This is a genomic window from Shewanella spartinae (assembly GCF_019457555.1).
Lineage (GTDB): Bacteria > Pseudomonadota > Gammaproteobacteria > Enterobacterales > Shewanellaceae > Shewanella > Shewanella loihica.
In genome coordinates this window covers 546,368-562,344 of sequence record NZ_CP080418.1, presented here as the reverse complement: position 1 = coordinate 562,344, position 15,977 = coordinate 546,368, and the positions used below count along the sequence as shown (strand labels likewise).

General features: G+C 57.9%; 14 protein-coding genes and 1 riboswitch. Of the genes, 5 read left to right on the top strand and 9 right to left on the bottom strand.

Annotated elements, in window-relative coordinates; all coding sequences use genetic code 11:
- Positions 1 to 28: 28 nt before the first annotated feature.
- Positions 29 to 454, bottom strand: coding sequence for a hypothetical protein (locus K0I31_RS02575; protein ID WP_220079799.1), 426 nt, complete (start codon positions 452 to 454; stop codon positions 29 to 31).
- 265 nt (positions 455 to 719) lie between these two features.
- On the opposite strand from K0I31_RS02575, the gene K0I31_RS02570 reads away from it, so the two are divergent.
- On the top strand, positions 720 to 1,877 hold the full coding sequence (locus tag K0I31_RS02570) for a putative sulfate/molybdate transporter (protein WP_220079798.1): 1,158 nt from the start codon (positions 720 to 722) through the stop codon (positions 1,875 to 1,877).
- Between the two features lie 73 nt (positions 1,878 to 1,950).
- On the opposite strand, the gene K0I31_RS02565 is transcribed toward K0I31_RS02570, so the two are convergent.
- Complete coding sequence (locus K0I31_RS02565) at positions 1,951 to 3,042, bottom strand: alkene reductase (protein WP_220079797.1); 1,092 nt, start codon at positions 3,040 to 3,042, stop codon at positions 1,951 to 1,953.
- Positions 3,043 to 3,169: 127 nt separating this feature from the next.
- On the opposite strand from K0I31_RS02565, the gene K0I31_RS02560 reads away from it, so the two are divergent.
- A complete protein-coding gene (locus tag K0I31_RS02560; protein ID WP_220079796.1) occupies positions 3,170 to 4,087 on the top strand; it encodes a LysR family transcriptional regulator in 918 nt (305 codons plus the stop codon).
- A 67-nt stretch (positions 4,088 to 4,154) separates the two neighbouring features.
- On the opposite strand, the gene K0I31_RS02555 is transcribed toward K0I31_RS02560, so the two are convergent.
- Complete coding sequence (locus K0I31_RS02555) at positions 4,155 to 5,513, bottom strand: ammonia-forming cytochrome c nitrite reductase subunit c552 (RefSeq protein ID WP_220079795.1); 1,359 nt, start codon at positions 5,511 to 5,513, stop codon at positions 4,155 to 4,157.
- A 56-nt stretch (positions 5,514 to 5,569) separates the two neighbouring features.
- Positions 5,570 to 6,781 (bottom strand): NnrS family protein, encoded by a 1,212-nt coding sequence (locus K0I31_RS02550; RefSeq protein ID WP_220079794.1) that lies wholly within the window; start codon positions 6,779 to 6,781, stop codon positions 5,570 to 5,572.
- A gap of 259 nt (positions 6,782 to 7,040) precedes the next feature.
- Here K0I31_RS02550 and K0I31_RS02545 point away from each other — a divergent pair, with 259 nt between their 5' ends.
- Positions 7,041 to 7,382, top strand: coding sequence for a thioredoxin family protein (locus tag K0I31_RS02545; protein ID WP_220079793.1), 342 nt, complete (start codon positions 7,041 to 7,043; stop codon positions 7,380 to 7,382).
- 170 nt (positions 7,383 to 7,552) lie between these two features.
- Here K0I31_RS02545 and K0I31_RS02540 read toward each other — a convergent pair whose 3' ends face one another.
- From K0I31_RS02540 to K0I31_RS02525, 4 genes are all read right to left on the bottom strand, one after another.
- Positions 7,553 to 8,185, bottom strand: a complete 633-nt coding sequence (locus tag K0I31_RS02540) for a NifB/NifX family molybdenum-iron cluster-binding protein (RefSeq protein WP_258406558.1) — start codon at positions 8,183 to 8,185, stop codon at positions 7,553 to 7,555.
- A gap of 9 nt (positions 8,186 to 8,194) precedes the next feature.
- Positions 8,195 to 8,479, bottom strand: coding sequence for a DUF134 domain-containing protein (locus K0I31_RS02535; protein ID WP_220079792.1), 285 nt, complete (start codon positions 8,477 to 8,479; stop codon positions 8,195 to 8,197).
- A gap of 202 nt (positions 8,480 to 8,681) precedes the next feature.
- The gene (locus K0I31_RS02530) at positions 8,682 to 9,698 is read right to left on the bottom strand and encodes a DUF2846 domain-containing protein (protein WP_220079791.1); all 1,017 of its coding nucleotides are present in this window, start codon (positions 9,696 to 9,698) and stop codon (positions 8,682 to 8,684) included.
- Positions 9,699 to 9,786: 88 nt separating this feature from the next.
- A complete protein-coding gene (locus K0I31_RS02525; protein ID WP_220079790.1) occupies positions 9,787 to 11,139 on the bottom strand; it encodes a M24 family metallopeptidase in 1,353 nt (450 codons plus the stop codon).
- Between the two features lie 158 nt (positions 11,140 to 11,297).
- Here K0I31_RS02525 and K0I31_RS02520 point away from each other — a divergent pair, with 158 nt between their 5' ends.
- Entirely contained in the window at positions 11,298 to 11,927 is a 630-nt protein-coding gene (locus K0I31_RS02520; protein ID WP_220079789.1) for a flavin reductase family protein, read from the top strand.
- 5 nt (positions 11,928 to 11,932) lie between these two features.
- On the opposite strand, the gene dauA is transcribed toward K0I31_RS02520, so the two are convergent.
- Positions 11,933 to 13,630: a C4-dicarboxylic acid transporter DauA gene (gene dauA, locus K0I31_RS02515; protein ID WP_220079788.1), complete on the bottom strand. Its 1,698-nt coding sequence runs from the start codon at positions 13,628 to 13,630 to the stop codon at positions 11,933 to 11,935.
- Positions 13,631 to 14,161: 531 nt separating this feature from the next.
- A riboswitch (glycine riboswitch) is annotated at positions 14,162 to 14,281 on the top strand.
- Positions 14,282 to 14,510: 229 nt separating this feature from the next.
- Here dauA and K0I31_RS02510 point away from each other — a divergent pair.
- On the top strand, positions 14,511 to 15,884 hold the full coding sequence (locus K0I31_RS02510; protein WP_220079787.1) for an alanine/glycine:cation symporter family protein: 1,374 nt from the start codon (positions 14,511 to 14,513) through the stop codon (positions 15,882 to 15,884).
- Positions 15,885 to 15,977 lie beyond the last annotated feature (93 nt).

Below are 15,977 nucleotides of genomic sequence, written 5' to 3'. Positions count from 1 at the left end.
GCCTTTGCATTTAACCTAGGCTTGGTCGCTAAGATTGAGACAGGCTCTTCAGGCCGCTGGTGTCTACCCCCTTTAGCGCCTCGCGCTCCATCGCCTTCTTCTCTTCCCAGGCGTTATGTTTCTTCTGCTCGTCGAGTTTCTGCTGCTCCAGATTCAGCCTCACCTGACGCTGAATCGCTTCCTGCTCAGACTCGCATTGCTTGAAGCCGTCGGACCATCCCTGAGCATACTGCTTATCGGCGTCGAACTTGGCGACATCCTTCTTGAACTGATCGAAAAGGCTGCCGCCCGCCTTATTGCCACTATGGCATCCATCGTCGTAACCATCGGCATAGGCGACCGGATACCCTTGGTCTATCATGATGTCTCTCTGGCTGGCACAGGCCGACAGCAGGCATGTCGTCGCCACCAGCAAAGGCACAATCCCCAATTTGATAAACTGCTTCTCTTCCATCACTTGACCCTTTTTTCATTTGACAGAAGCGAAACACTAACACACACGTCCGACCAGAAATCCGCAGCAATCGCACACTTTTTGAATGATTAGCAATAATTAATGTTGAGATCTCTTGACCCAGTGGCGACCGAGAGTGTGACAACTTGTCTCACCCACTTTAGCCAAATGGCCCATTTTGCCTCGGTTTTACCGATAAAAGCCTACAAAAAACATGGCATTAAATTTGCCATGAAATGAGTGATGATTTCCCACGGCAAGTAATATGAGATGTAACACCCAAGACGTTAACCAGCTAAACAAACACATAGGAGAATTCAGCGGTGCCTTCGCCGATCTCGGCACCTTTCTGCCACTGGTGCTAGGCCTGGTCGCCATCAACCATTTCTCCCCTCAGGGGATCTTTCTCGGCTTCGGCCTATTCGCCCTCTTTACCGCCTACTTCTATCGTCGGCCCATTCCTGTGCAGCCGATGAAGGTGATCGCGGCGCTGGTAATCGCCCAGGGACTCACGCCCGGCATGCTGCAGGCCAGCGGTATCCTGATGGGACTCATACTCTTGCTGCTGGCCTATAGCGGTGCCATCGGCTGGATGGCCAAACAACTGTCCCCCGCGGTGAGCATAGGTATACAACTGGCTATCGGCCTGCAACTCATCTGGATGGGCGGGCAGATGATGAGCGGCACCTGGCTCATCGGCATACTGGCCTTCAGCGCCCTGTTTATGAGCCGTTTCATGCCGCTTCCCTACCTGGCCATGCCCCTGGTATTGGTGCTAGGCGTGCTGTGGCAGGCAAACCAGGGCTCGGCCCCCAGCTTCACCCTGTCGGCCACCACTGACTGGCAACTGGGCTGGCCCAATATCGACGAGTGGCAATCTGCCGCCCTGCTGTTAGTGCTGCCGCAGCTGGCACTCACACTCACCAATGCGGTGATCGCCACTTCGGCCATGGCCGGTGAGAAGTTTCCCCAAGATAGGCTAATCGATGACAAACGTTTCGCGCCGCGGCGCCTGGCCACCAGCTCGGGCTGGGCAAACCTGCTGCTGGCACCACTGGGCGCCACGCCCATGTGTCATGGCGCAGGCGGCCTGGCGGTGCAATATCACTTTGGTGCCCGCAGCTGGCGCGCCCCGGCCCTGTTCGGTATCTGCTGCCTGCTGGTCGCCCTGTGCTGGGGCGATACCATAGCCCAGGTGCTGTCCCTGATCCCTCTTGCGATCCTGGGAAGCCTGCTGGCGATCGCCGGCCTGCAACTGGCCTGGTCGAAACGCTTCCTCGATGGCAAACCCTTCTGCATCTTTGTGATCTTATCCACCGCCGCCGTCTGCCTGACCATCAATACCGCCGCCGGACTCGCCGTTGGGGTGATATTGGAGATGGGCCGCAGGCAGTGGCACCTGATCTCTGATCTCAGGCACTAAGTCGATTAATCCCCTAGCCCTTGTACTAATCCTTGGGGCTAAGGGAATACCTCCCATCAGATTTTTATTATGCCTAACGCGCAGCGGGATAGTCCGTATATCCCGCCGCGCCACCGCCAAACAGCGGCCCCTTGTCGAAGCTTGCCAGAGGCAACTGCTGCTGCAACCTGTGGGGCAGGTCAGGGTTGGCGATAAAGGGGCGACCGAAGGCTACCAGATCCGCATAGCCCTTGCTCAGCACCTCGCTGGCTCTGGCGAGATCGTAACGTCCGGCAACGATAATAGTGGCGTCGAACAGGTGGCGCAGCTGCACACGGAAGGACTCGGGGATCTGCGGCGCATCATCCCAATCCGCCTCTGACAGATGAATATAAGCGATCCCCATCTTTGACAGCGCGCCGGCTGCCAGCAAGATGGTATCGACGATCTCGGGGCAGTTCATGTCCTTAAAGGTCACGAAGGGAGCAAGACGCACGCCGACGCGGCCGGCGCCAACTTTTTCGCTCACGGCCGCCACCACCTCAAGCAGGAAGCGAATACGTTTCTCACCGCTGCCGCCGTAGGCATCGCGGCGTTTGTTAGAGTTGGTGCGCAGGAACTGATCGATCAGATAACCATTACCGCCGTGGATCTCCACCCCATCGAAGCCGGCGGCCACCGCATTGCTCGCCGCATCGGCAAAGTCCTTGACCACACGATCGATATCCGCCTGGGACATCTCTCTGGGCGTCGGACAATCGACCATCTGCCCCTCGGGGTGCGCAGCATCGACCACCCAGACCTGGGTTCCTTCTGGCTTGATGGCCGAGGGTGCCATGGGCGCCTCGCCGCCCTGAAAGACAGGATGAGACACCCGGCCCACATGCCAGAGCTGATTGAAGATCTTACCGCCCGCACTGTGCACCGCATCAGTCACCTGACGCCAGCCGTCGATCTGCGCCTGGGTATAGATGCCAGGGGTAAAGGAATATCCCTGGCTATCTCCTGAGATCTGGGTCGCCTCGGTCACTATCAGCCCCGCCGAGGCGCGCTGGGCGTAGTAGGTGGCCATCATCTGGTTGGGCAGATTGCCTGGCTGGCTGGTGCGTGAACGTGTCATGGGCGCCATCACGATACGGTTGGCCAAGGTGTGCTGGCCCATCTGGTAGGAGTTAAAAAGTTTCATCGGGTTTCCTTATGCCGACAGGTCGCGGCAGATGCAGTTCAAGTTGTTCGATGAAACAGAGTCTATTACCCGTTACATAATTTGATAATTAGGCTAGTATTGAAATCATTTTCAAAAAATTTTTGATATGTATCATCTCAAAGATCTGCAACTGGCGATCCGCATCGCCGACCTGCACAGCGTATCGGCCGCCGCCCGCGAACTGGGCATGACACCTGCCTCTGCCAGCGCCGCCCTGCAACGTCTGGAACATAAGCTTAACTGTCAGCTGTTCGCCCGCTCGACCCGCAACATGCAGCTCACCGAGGAGGGCCAGGCCTTCATCGACACCGGGCGTCAGGCCCTCAGCCTGCTGCAAGGCGCCAGCGACGCCCTCGCCGACAAGCGAGGCGAACTCAGGGGCGAGCTGCGCATCGCCCTCCCCTCAGATCTTGGCCGCAACCGGGTCAGAGCCTGGCTGGATGAGCTAGCGGCCGAGGCTCCCGAGCTGACCCTGAGGCTCTATTTCGGCGATCAGCTGGACGACCTCATCGCTCAGAATGTCCACCTGGCGCTGAGATACGGTGAGCTGCAGGACTCCTCCCTGATGCGTCGGCAGCTGGCGCGCATGCACAGGGTGGCGGTGGCCTCGCCAGGCTACTTAGCGCGACATGGCCGCCCGAGCCATCCCCAGCAGCTAAGCCAACATAAAATCTTATTGCTCAATCGCGGTAACACCCCATGGCACAAGTGGCGTTTCGCCGACAAACAACAGCCCCTCGAGGTCGAGCTGACGGGCAGCAAGAGCTGCAACGACGGCGCCGTGATAAAAGAGTGGGCCCTGGCGGGGGAAGGGATCGCCTACAAGAGCTGGTTCGATGTGGCCCAGGAGGTCACAGAGGGCAGGCTCGAGCTGCTGCTGACCGACTATCTGGCCGACCCCATCCCTCTGCAGCTCACCTATCTGCAAACGGAATACCCAAGCCACAAGGTCCGCACCTGCATCGAGTATCTTAAAGAGAAATGCCAGGCCTTCGACAACCAATATCCGCTGCTCAGGCGCTAGCAACAAAAAACGCCGGCTCAATATCCAGGCCGGCGCTTTTAATTACGTAAACTTGAAAGCCAGTAGATTAGTAACCAGTTCGGCTCACCGCGGGCCAATTTTTATCCACCTCTTGCTTGATAAAGGCCTGCTTTGCCTTGGTCAGCTTATCCAGCTCGATCCCCACTGCCTGCTGCGCCGCCTCCTTGGTGGAGATGTCCGGGTAGTTCACCTGGGTGACAGACAACATGCTGAGGATTTCGCTAAGCGCGCGGCGGGCATGTTCGGCCTGAAGGATCGCCGTGTCTAGCAGAGCGTTAGCCTCCTGGGGGTTATGGGCATAGCTGCCGTGGGATGACATGGCGAAATCCCAGCGCCACTGTGCATGACGGATCGCCATGATGGCATCGTTCATAATTGCCCAGCTCGCGCCCGCATCCCAGGCGGCTCCCGCCTCATAGTGGGCCTTAACCAGTAGTTGCTCCACGCGTCTCGCCTTCTCGGCAATCTGCGACTTGGCCGAGGTGAGCTGTTTCATCAAGGCCTGTTTATTCTCATGGCAGCCCTTGCACACGGCATCGTAGTTTGGCAGTGCCTTGCCCACCTGATGGTTGGTGTAGGTCTTGCCCTCGCCGTCGGTCGCCGCCGGCATGTGGCAGGTCACACAGGTCACACCCACCTTGGCGTGTTCGCTGCGGCTCCAATGCTCAAACTCTGGATGACGCGCCTTGAGGATGGGCGTCTTAGAAACGGGATGGATCCACTCGTAGAAACGGCGGGTGTCGTAATATTTCTCGATAAGATCCGCGCTGCTGCCGAAGATCCAGGGAATGTTAACCTTGTTGCTGCGCTCCGGCTGAAAGTAGTAGGTCACATGACACTGGCCACACACCTGCGCCCCCTGCATCGCCTCATCTTGCTTGTCGAAGGGCAGATGGACCTTGGCCATGGCGTCGCGGGCATGAGGACGCGGCAAGGTCAGTGCCGCCTTGCCCTGCTCATGGCAGTCGCTGCAGTAGACCACGCTGTTCATCTCGGTGCCGAGATCGGTAAAGTTCTTTGCCGAGAAGCCTTCGACCCCCAGCTCATCGATAAGCCTCGGCACGTCCGGCGACTTACAGGTCCAACAGCTCGCCGATAGCCCCTTCTTGCCCTCTCCCGGCGGCACACCTGTGCGCAGGGTATGGGTCACGTCAGCCACCGCAAACTGATGCCCCCGAGGGCTATGGTACTCCTTGGCGTAGGCCGAGCCCGCCCAGAGGATAATGGCGGCGGGATAGCTGGCCAGCATGTCGCTGCGCGCCGCCTGGGTCGAAGTCGCCTGCCAGCTGGCATACTGGTTAGGATATTTGGCCTGCATCTTCTCGGGGCTCACATCTGCGGCGAGCGCCTGACTCAGGGTGCACCAGCCCAGCAGGCTCAATGCGATGGCAGTTAGTTTCTTCATTACACTTCCACACTCATTTAAATGACTACTTGTGTCTGGGATAGATTGTCTCTGGGCTAACCCGGACGTCCGTCGACTCTGGGCCGGGTTAATATGGGCGCGTAGCACCAGACAAACCAACCGAAGGCCAGGCTCCAGCAGCTGCCGGCTATCCACAGCCACAGCTCGCTATACTCGGGAAACCACAGCGGCATCACGGCCCGGCACAGCGCCGCCAGCGTGATGCCCATAAAGGCCAGTGACATCTTGGGGCCCTGATAGATGTTACGGCTGGTATGGCCCAAGGAGACCCGGGAGATCATCGACAGGCAGAGCCCCGCCATGGTGCCTATGGCAAACAGATGCAGCAGATGGCGATAGGCATTTTCATCGTCAATATTCCAGGCGAGCGCCGCCAGGGTCAGGGGCAGACAGAGATAGGCCAGCTGCAAGGACCAGAGCATGGGCTCGCCGAGCGTCTTGTGGGGCAGCCAGCGACTCCAGCGCAGCAGGTGTGCCAGCGCGGTCACCGCCAGCAAAGCTTGCTCGCCCCCAGGCGTGAGGTACTTAGTGATCCCCTGAGCGATCAACAAGATCATCAAGGCGATCAGGCTAAGATCCAACGCCTTAGTCGGCTCAGGCTTAGCCTGTTTGATACGCACCGCGGTAAAGAAGGGGATCACCCGGCCGCCCACTATGGTGATCAACAGCCCCAGCCACCAGAGCATGCCTTGCCAGATATGGTGGCTCAGCACGAAGTCGCGCTGGCTCAGGGCGTAGTAACTCAGCAGGTTGATCCCCGTGGCCACCAACAACATGATGGGAAAACCTATGTTGCGCCACTGCTTGACCCGGTAGATGCAAGACCAGAGCTTGGCCGCCGTCAGCAGCAAGAAGAGGCTGTCAAACAGCGCGGGCAGCCACACCGGCAGCTCAAACGGCGACAATAGCAGCACCCGCGCCAGTAACCAGCAGGCAAACACCAAGGCCAGGGGCCAGCCCTTGAGGCTAGGCTGATTGGTCCAGGTCTGCACCGAGGTGAGCAGGAAGCCCGAGACGATCGCCATGGCAAAACCAAACAGCAGCTCGTGAGGGTGCCACCAGAGCGGCACCACCTTAACCCAGAACTGAGATCTCAGCAGGCTCATCTCAGGCAGATACCAGGTGATCAACCACAGGGGCACATACAGGGTCGCCAGCAGGGCGCCACCCAAGAAGAAGGGCCTAAACCCCAGGCGCCAAATCGCCGGTGTCTTGTCGACCACGCTAGGATCATCGATATTTAACATCTGCTGCGCCTCGGTCTGAATAAGGGACTAAACAAACATCTTGAATATAGCTTTATTGCCGCCAGTCTACTCAGAGGAGGGATGGCGGACAACGGATATTCGAGCCGAACAAAAGAAGTGTGAACCAAGTAGGTAAATTAGGCTATGATATTGAATTTAAATACCTCTTTAGAGGCATACTCAGTAAGTGGCGTAACGCTTGCGAAGCCTCTCGAGAGCATCGAGGCGAAAGAGAGCATGAAAGACAAGGGTAATGCAGATGGCACAGTTAATTGCAGATAACATAGAGTCTAATGACGCCTTGGACGACTACTTAGCCACCCATGAGGCCGTGCTCCTGCTCTTTGGCGGCGCCCATTGCGGCGTCTGTCAGAGCATCAAGCCCAGACTGCTACAGATGCTGGCCGAGGAGTTTCCCAAGATGCACCTCTGCTATATCGACTGTGAGCAGCAGGCAGATATTGCCGCCGCCCACAGGGTGTTCACCCTCCCCGTCGTCGAGCTCTACTTTCAGGGGCAGGCGTTCGCTCGCTTCATGAAGGTGTTTGCCATGGCCGAGGTGAGAGAGGCGATCGCTCGCCCCTATCGACTGCTGGACTAGAGAAGGTGCGAATAAGTCCCGTGCTTGCTCTGCGTGTGCTTAAAGTGGATAGATGCAAGGCACAGTTTGCTGCGAATGGCCCTAGTCCTTCGCAAGAAGTGTAACGCAGAAAATACCGCTATAAGCGTCGCCCAGGCCTATACGCCTCTTTACTAACAGACCATGATCAATCAAGTCAGAGGACGAAATCCCTGATAGCTGATGGGCTTGTCGGCCTTCTCTTCAACCTTGTGCAAAGCTTGGGCAGACTTGTTCGAAGAGTGGACAGCCTTGTGCAAAGCAGACTGCTGCAACAGGCTTGAGGATTGGCTCTCGTGCCCATCATGGCCACCACATCCGCAGCCGCCACTCGCACCCGAGCCACTCACACTAGAGCAACAGCCGCCACCCGAGCTACTTGCACTTGAGCAACAGCCACCGCCATCTGCGCAACAGCCGCCCTTCTTGGCGTGATTGAGGGAAGCCCGTCCCTGTGAGGCGTCCAGCAGACGACGTTCCAGCAGCTGAGCCTGACTGAGCAGCACCTCGATGCTCTCAGCGTTGTCACCCTGGCTGATGCTTATCCCCGCCGCCAGCAACTTACCCAGCATGCGCTCGCCGATATGCTGCACTATCACTATGTCTGTCTTCTGCGCCTTGATCAGGCTAAGCAGCTCACTCTTGGCCCGACAACCACCGCCACCTATGGCCGGGTTATCGAAGCTGGTGATCAGCTGGTGATATTCGTTGAAGAAGCCGATGCGCTGCGCCTTGGTAAAATGCGCCGCCAGACGGCCCCTGCTCATGGGCATAGCAATTATCATGATGATTCCTTATTGGTTCGATGTCGGCAACACTATGGCCTGCCCCAGAGTGATCGCCGTCGCCACCTTTTGGCGGGCACTGGCCAACAGATTGCCGAAGGTCTGGCGGGAGATCCCCATGGACGCGGCGGCCTCCAACTGACTCAGACGCTGCACATCACCCAGCGCCAGGGCCTCAAATTCGTCGGCCTCCAGCTGGATCTTCTCCAGCTCCACGCTTGGGATCCCATTAGGCTTAAACAGGCTGCAGGGCGGACGGCACTGCAGACGGCGACATTTTTTGGGTCTTGGCATGGCCATTCCCTTTATCGATTAAATGTTGACTAGTTATTAGCGTGCGCCAATAACTGAATTGTGGGAGATCTTATGAAATGAAACTGAGGGCTGGCTCACACTGGCTTATATTCGCGGTGGCTAAAAAACAAAAAGCGAACCACCTAAGAGTGATTCGCTTATGAGAGGCAAGGCTTAGTCCCTAAAGACTAGAGCCTAGAGACTAGAGCGCGTGCTGCTTAGTCAAGGCACGAGTGCTCATCTCGCCAGCATCTATGCTCTTAAATTTCGGCGTCAGGTATTCCTTCGCCATCTGAACACGCTGGGCAAACTCGGGCTGCTGCACCACAGTCTCATCCAACACCATCAGCCTGGCTTTCTCCTGCCACTTCTTGATGGTCTTGGCCGACTTGACGGGATCGATAGGCAAGATCTGCACATGGGCCTGGTTCCATCCCATGTCGACATCGTACTCGACCACATACTCCTTGCCCGCCTCGACCTCGGCTTCGAGCACAGAATAACGCTCGGAGAGTGATACGAAGGTGTGCTTGCCCGGAGTGACTCTTACCTGAAAATAGGTGCCCGCCTTGGTACTGCCCACATAACCGGTTTCAGACCAGATATCGAAAGGCACCTCGCCGATCAGCGTCTCCATGCGATAGAAGTTGATCACCGCCGAGTGCTCATCGGGTTTAATCGGCTCGACACCAGTCTTCATCACGGGAAAGCCCAGCAAGGCAGGGTTGGCCAACAGGTTATCGTAGGCATCGTTCTTTCTCGGTGCGCCGATATCTTTGGCCTTCTTGGTCTGCATGATCATGGAGACACCAAGGTCACGCTCGACCTCCTTCATCTTGCCCGTGGTGTAGTCTATGGTCAGGTATACCGTCTCACCGGGACGATTATCTACCCGGCTATAACCGAAGCCCACCAGCCCCTGCACCAGATGCACAGAGTTAAGCCCGGTTGCCAGCTTTAACAGGGTATGACTGCCGTTAGAGAGATCGGCAACCACATCTTTGTTAGCCGCTACCCAGGCACCGCGGGCGCCCCCCTGAAAGTTCGCGCCGCGGATCACATAGACGAAGGTTTGCTCCTGAGTCGGCGTCGCCTCAGGTTTAAACTGGCTCACCAGCTCAGGGTTCACCTTATAAGAGGTGGCACAACCTGTGGTCAGGCCTAATAAAACAACCCCTAAAATTAGCGAAAAATGTTTTTGTATCTTGTAGTTAGTCACGATTTTTGTTCCCTCAAAAAAAAGAAACTAGAAGCTACTGCCAGGCCAACCGAGTGTCAACAAAAATACAACAAATGTATTAGTCCGCTCACTTACCTCCCATACTTAATTCCGGTTCGATTAAGATCAGTGCCGTTTGGCGGCCGTCCAGATACCAGACGCCGCTGGCGTCAAACATGGCATCTTCCTCCAGCATGATACGGATCTCGCGCTCCCATTCGGGGATAAACACGGCGTTATTGAGCTCGATGGAGTAGGCGGTGTTAAGATGCAGGGGGTGATCCCCAGATCCCGCGATCCCTTGCTGGGCATCCCACATCCCTAAGCTAGTGCCGGCGCCATGACCGTGATAGCCGATGGGATGAGAATAGATAGTGGGTTTCAGCCCAGCGGCGATGGCCTGTTCGCGCGCCGCCTTGAGCACCTCATTGCCCGTCTTGCCCACGGCAAACTGAGCCGTGAGTAAGTCTTGCAGCTGGTTGCCAGAGTTAAACGCCTTCACCAGATAGTCGGGCGCCTGGGTCTCGCCATCGCGCAGCACATAGGCGAGTTGCTGGGTATCGGTATTCAATCTCAGGTAGGTGATACCAAAGTCCACATGCAGGAGATCACCCTGCAGAATTACGCTATCGCCAGACAGGTCTTGCTGCTTAGCCCTCTGTATGGTGACGCTGGGATGAAACCAGGTGTCGAGTTTCAGCTCACGTACCCGCTCCCTAAACCACCACACCAGATCCTCGCTGGTCGTCTTCCCCACCTTAATCACCCGATTGGAAAAGCCCTGGGCGATGATCTCATGGGCCATCTTGACCAGGCTGGGGTAGAGCTCAACCTCCTCTGGGATGCGACGCTCAAGCCAGCCCACCGCTAGCGGCTCGGCAGACACCAGCGCCTGTCGATAACGCTCGGGCAGATGACTCAAGAGCCGCTGCTCATCTCCGGATACCAGGCCGTCGGCGTGGGCCCAGCTGCCGGAGCGGTTCACCCCGATACGCTTGGGGTGATAACGCTCCACTAAGGCGTTCAGCGCCTGCCACTGACTGGGATGCGCCTCCTTATCCCAGGCCTTGGTAAACAGATTCCCCACGCTATAAGGCGCGATGGCATAGGCGTTCACCTCGCCCACTTTATCACGGGCAAATACCAGTATGGTGGTGCGCCGCGCCGACAACCAGGTGGCAGGGAGCAGGGTTTTCAGCACGGGATCTTCGTTATATTCACGGCTGATCAGCAGCCACATATCGATATTGGTTTCGCGCATCAAGTCGGGCAGCAATTGCTGCACACGCTTCTGAGTCAGGCTGTCGATCATCGCCGCACGCTCGCGCAGCGGCAGTATCTTGTCGGTAGCGGCCGCCTGACCAAGCTGAGGCGCCAGTAGGCAGGCGAGCGAGATAAAAATCGCAAAGAGGCTTAAATTATTATTCTTATTGGCAAGCATTCGAGCTCTCACTGTTAGGTAGGGGATTTTTTAGACTAATCAAAAACTCAACCCAAGACCAGAGAGTTGTTTTTCGAGCTGAAGCGGCGTTAAATAACCTAATCGACTAACCTAATCGACTAACCTAATCGACAGCGATCTTGGCAGAGGGTGATGAGATGGACACACAGGCGCGTTATTACTATGAACCAAGCAAGGGCCATGGGCTGGCGCACGATCCGCTCAATGCCATCGTCGGGCCCAGGCCGATCGGCTGGATCGCCTCTCGCAGCCCCGAGGGCCATAGAAATCTGGCTCCCTACAGCTTCTTCAACTGCTTCAACTACCATCCACCTATCATAGGCTTCGCCAGCGTCGGCTATAAGGACAGCCTGGCCAACATATTGGCTACCGGCGAGTTTGTCTGGAACCTGGCCACCCGGCCGCTAGCTGAGAAGATGAACCTCACCTCGGCGGCCCTGCCAGCGGGCAGCGACGAGTTTGATTTTGCCGGGCTCACGCCTGTGGCGGGTAGCATTGTGGGGGTCGACCGGGTGGCCGAGAGCCCGGTCAACTTCGAGTGCAGGCTGACCCAGTCGCTGCAGCTGCAATCGGCTAGCGGCGAGAAGATTGAGACCTGGCTGGTGCTGGGCGAAGTGGTCGCCGTGCATATCGACCCCAGCCTGATAGAAAATGGCAGCTACCAGACCGCCAGGGCCGAGCCTATCCTCAGGGCCGGCGGTCCCTCTGCCTATTACGGCATCTCTGAGGCGCTGCGCTTCGACATGCAGCGGCCCCAAGTGCCCTAATCGCTTTATGCCTGCGCCGTCATCCGCTGGGCCAGCGCGAAGCTGTCGTCCATGGTGCGGGCGTACTCCACTTGACCACGGCGCTTGCGGATCCCCGCTCGCCTGAGCTTGAGCAACATGCGCGGCTGCAGGTTGTTGATGATCAGCGCCACCTGCTTGCCCGACAGATCTTGGGCGATAGACTCCATGGCGACGATGGCGCTCATATCCAGCAGAGTCACCTCGGACATATCCAGAATCACCACCCGCACGTCGGGACGCACCAGGGCGATGGTCTTGAGCGCCTTGTGAGCAGAGCCGAAAAACAGCGGCCCGTTGATGTCGTACACCACCACACTCTCTGGCACCTCATAGGCCTGATGGTTGGTCTCCACCGCCCTGGCATCGGTCAGGCTGATGCTGCGGCGAATAAACAACATGGCCGCCAGCCCCATGCCCACCGCCACGGCAATGGTCATGTCGAACAACACGGTCAAGGCGAAGCAGAGCACCAAGATCAACACATCGTCCCTCGGCGCCACCTTTAAGGTACGGGCAAAGTGTTTGGCCTCACTCATGTTCCAGGCCACCACCAGCAGCAGCGCCGCCATGGACGCCATGGGAATGTAAGACAGCAGCGGCGCCAGCAGGAGGATCCCCGCCAAGATAAACAAACCATGGACCACGGAGGCCAGCGGCATGCTCCCCCCAGCCTTGACGTTGGCCGCGGTGCGGGCGATAGCCGCCGTCGCCGGAATCCCGCCAAACAGAGGCACCAACATATTACCCAGCCCCTGGCCGATCAGCTCATCGTTAGGGTTGTGCTTCTTGCCCGACATGCCGTCGGCCACCACGGCGCACAGCAAGGATTCCAGCGCCCCCAGGATGGCGATGGTGATGGCCGAGGGCAGCAGCTCGCGAACCAACTCGAAGCTCATGCCTATGGGCTGGCCATCGGCGCCCGGCAGGTTCCAGGGCCACTCGAAGCTGGGCATGATGGGCGGAATACCGCTGCCCAGCAGGCCATCGAGCTCATAGTGAAAACGGCTGCCTATGGTCGCCACCGAGAAACCGCCGATCATCTGGGTCATGACCCAGGCGATGAGTGCGCCCACCAAAAGCGCGGCCAGGTGCGCCGGCACCTTAGACTTGAGCTTAGGCCAGGCCAGCAACACGCCCAGGGTCAGGGCGCCGATCAGCGTCTCCTGCCAACTGATGCTGGTCAATGCCTGAAGGATATAGGAGAGCTTCTCCAGGTAATGCTCGCCACCGGCGGCCACCTCGAGGCCGAAGAAGTCTTTGATCTGAAAGGTGGCGATCACCACGCCTATCCCGGCGGTGAAGCCCACGGTCACGGGGTAAGGGACAATCTCGATCAACTTGCCCAGCTTGCCCAGCCCCATCAGCAACAGTATCACCCCGGCCATCAGGCCGCTCAGCAGGAGTCCCCCCAGACCAAACTGCTGCACGATTGGCAGCAAGATCACCACGAAGGCCGCCGTCGGCCCCGAGATGTTGACCTTAGAGCCGCCACACAGGGCGATCACTATGCCGGCGATCATCGCCGTGTAGAGGCCGTGCTGAGGCGGCACGCCGCTGGCGATCGCCAGTGCCATAGAGAGTGGCAGGGCAATCACCCCCACGGTCAATCCCGCCAAGATGTTGGTCTGTATCTCCTGAAAAGAGGGTTTAGCGCTAATGCTTTTTTTGACTGCTGAAAACATGTTGATCCCGATGAAATAATGCTTGCGGCCGCAACACAGTTGCGAACATCTGAGTGTAACGAGTCGAGATCAAGGCTTGTCTGCACTTGGCAAAAAATGGCAAGTCGTGAGGTGACGATACACCTGAAGTTTCTGTGAGCGTAGAGGCTGGACTGCTAAGCAATGAATGCCAGTATAACCACAGTGTGATTATGAGCTTTTATTCTAAACCCTGGGCGGGCGCCAAGGTAAGGGGCTGGGCGAAAAAAATCGTACGCCTTTGGTCTAAGCCTGGCGTTCATCCCCTCTCCCCCCGATCCCCTACTCTCTTTGCCACACTTACCAACCAAAAGTGTGACTTAGCCCCTTGAGATGGCGCGGTGTTTGTCGCATGCTATACGGCCCCGGGGGCTACCGCCCCCGGATTCCGTTCGGATGAAGGTAGCAGGAGAGTGGGGAGTCAACCCCACACCGACGAGGCAAGTTTGTCGCCAGGCGTTATCGGCGAGAAACCACTCTTTCAGGTGCCATATTGTGGCGTGGACTGTTACTGGACGAGCCTCTGGAGAGACTGTGAGCCCAGGATAACCCCTAGGTATCACGGCGCCGAAGGCGAAAGTGCAGCCCCAATGGCTGCGCGAAACGCTCAGGCAAAAGGACAGAGGAGAGGATGACTGTAGCGGTTATAGCCCCGGCTATATTCAGTCACTGTCGTTTGTTGCTTTTGCCAGTTGCTGCTCGCCACTGCTAAAGCCTGTCGCTGTTAATCGGTGCCGCTAGGTGTCACTGCTAATAGCCGTCACTACTAATAAGTGTTATGTAGCCACAAACGCCGGTCTCCACACAGACATTTCTTTTCCTCCTCCATATTAATTTTGTTGTTTAATATTCGAGGAACATCATGAATTTTCACGCGTTACTAAGCGAGATCAACGCCATCGTCTGGGGCCCCATCACCCTGTGCCTGCTGGTCGGCACCGGCCTCTATCTCACCCTGCGCCTCAGGCTGATCCAGGTCTTCAAACTGCCCCTGGCACTTAGGCTGCTGTTTAAACCCGCCAGCGGCCAGGGGGACCTCTCCTCCTTCGCCGCCCTGTGCACCGCGCTGTCGGCCACCATAGGCACGGGCAATATCGTCGGCGTGGCCACCGCCATCAAGGTAGGCGGCCCGGGCGCCCTCTTCTGGATGTGGCTGGCGGCCTTCTTCGGTATGGCCACCAAGTATGGCGAGTGCATGCTGGCGCTCAAGTATCGCACCACAGATTCACGCGGCAATATCGCCGGCGGCCCCATGTATTACATAGAACGTGGCCTGGGCTTGGGCTGGCTGGCCAAGCTGTTCGCCCTGTTCGGCGTCGGCGTCGCCTTCTTCGGCATAGGCACCTTTGCCCAGGTCAACGCCATCAGCGATGCCATGACCATCGCCTTCCACCTGCCCGCCTGGGTGACGGCCCTGGTGCTCACCCTGCTGGTGGCCGCTGTTACCCTTGGGGGCGTTAAGCGGATCGCCAAGGTGGCACAGAAGCTGGTACCCAGCATGGCGCTGGGGTATGTGCTGGCCTGCCTGTGGATTTTGGTGACCTTTAGCGAGCAGATCATCCCGGCGCTGCAGCTGGTGATCCACTCGGCCTTCAGCCCCATCTCGGCCGCCGGTGGCTTCCTTGGCGCCACAGTGGCCCAGGCGATTCAGATAGGGATCGCCCGCGGCGTCTTCTCCAACGAGTCGGGTCTGGGTAGCGCGCCCATCGCAGCGGCAGCCGCCAAGACCAAGGAACCGGTAGAACAGGGGCTGGTAAGCATGACGGGCACCTTCTTCGACACCCTGCTCATCTGCACCATGACGGGACTGGTGCTGATCATCACGGGGGTCTGGAGCGGCGACGCCGCAGGTGCCGCCATGACCAGCGCCGCCTTCGCCACCGGCGGTTCGGCCGTCATAGGCCAATACCTGGTGACCATCGCCCTAGTCTGCTTCGCCTTCACCACCATACTGGGATGGCACTACTACGGCGAGCGCTGCTGGTACTATCTCACCGGCCACAAGCTGGGCGAGCGAGGCATTAAGATCTACCAGTTTATCTTCCTCAGCCTGATCGCCGTGGGCGCCTTCATCCAGCTGGATCTCATCTGGCTGCTGGCCGATACCGTCAACGGCCTGATGGCGATTCCCAACCTGATCGCCCTCATCGGCCTGCGCAAGGTGATCATAGCCGACACCCTGAGCTATTTCGCCGCCAAAGACAGCCAAGGCGCGCAGCAGGAGCTGACCGCCTGAGATCTTAAATGCTCGCCAGAACGCTTAAAGGATCGCTGCCGAGCGCGGCGGCGATCACAACAAGTTGCAAAAAGCTGATCGAGATCAAATACC

Excerpts from the sequence above, each read along its gene's own strand:
- K0I31_RS02565 (WP_220079797.1), bottom strand. The coding sequence starts at position 3,042 with ATGAAACTTTTTAACTCCTACCAGATGGGCCAGCACACCTTGGCCAAC.
- K0I31_RS02525 (WP_220079790.1), bottom strand. The coding sequence starts at position 11,139 with ATGCTTGCCAATAAGAATAATAATTTAAGCCTCTTTGCGATTTTTATC.
- K0I31_RS02510 (WP_220079787.1), top strand. The coding sequence starts at position 14,511 with ATGAATTTTCACGCGTTACTAAGCGAGATCAACGCCATCGTCTGGGGC.
- K0I31_RS02560 (WP_220079796.1), top strand. The coding sequence starts at position 3,170 with ATGTATCATCTCAAAGATCTGCAACTGGCGATCCGCATCGCCGACCTG.
- K0I31_RS02540 (WP_258406558.1), bottom strand. The coding sequence starts at position 8,185 with ATGATAATTGCTATGCCCATGAGCAGGGGCCGTCTGGCGGCGCATTTT.
- dauA (WP_220079788.1), bottom strand. The coding sequence starts at position 13,630 with ATGTTTTCAGCAGTCAAAAAAAGCATTAGCGCTAAACCCTCTTTTCAG.
- K0I31_RS02535 (WP_220079792.1), bottom strand. The coding sequence starts at position 8,479 with ATGCCAAGACCCAAAAAATGTCGCCGTCTGCAGTGCCGTCCGCCCTGC.
- K0I31_RS02555 (WP_220079795.1), bottom strand. The coding sequence starts at position 5,513 with ATGAAGAAACTAACTGCCATCGCATTGAGCCTGCTGGGCTGGTGCACC.
- K0I31_RS02570 (WP_220079798.1), top strand. The coding sequence starts at position 720 with ATGAGATGTAACACCCAAGACGTTAACCAGCTAAACAAACACATAGGA.
- K0I31_RS02520 (WP_220079789.1), top strand. The coding sequence starts at position 11,298 with ATGGACACACAGGCGCGTTATTACTATGAACCAAGCAAGGGCCATGGG.
- K0I31_RS02550 (WP_220079794.1), bottom strand. The coding sequence starts at position 6,781 with ATGTTAAATATCGATGATCCTAGCGTGGTCGACAAGACACCGGCGATT.
- K0I31_RS02575 (WP_220079799.1), bottom strand. The coding sequence starts at position 454 with ATGGAAGAGAAGCAGTTTATCAAATTGGGGATTGTGCCTTTGCTGGTG.
- K0I31_RS02545 (WP_220079793.1), top strand. The coding sequence starts at position 7,041 with ATGGCACAGTTAATTGCAGATAACATAGAGTCTAATGACGCCTTGGAC.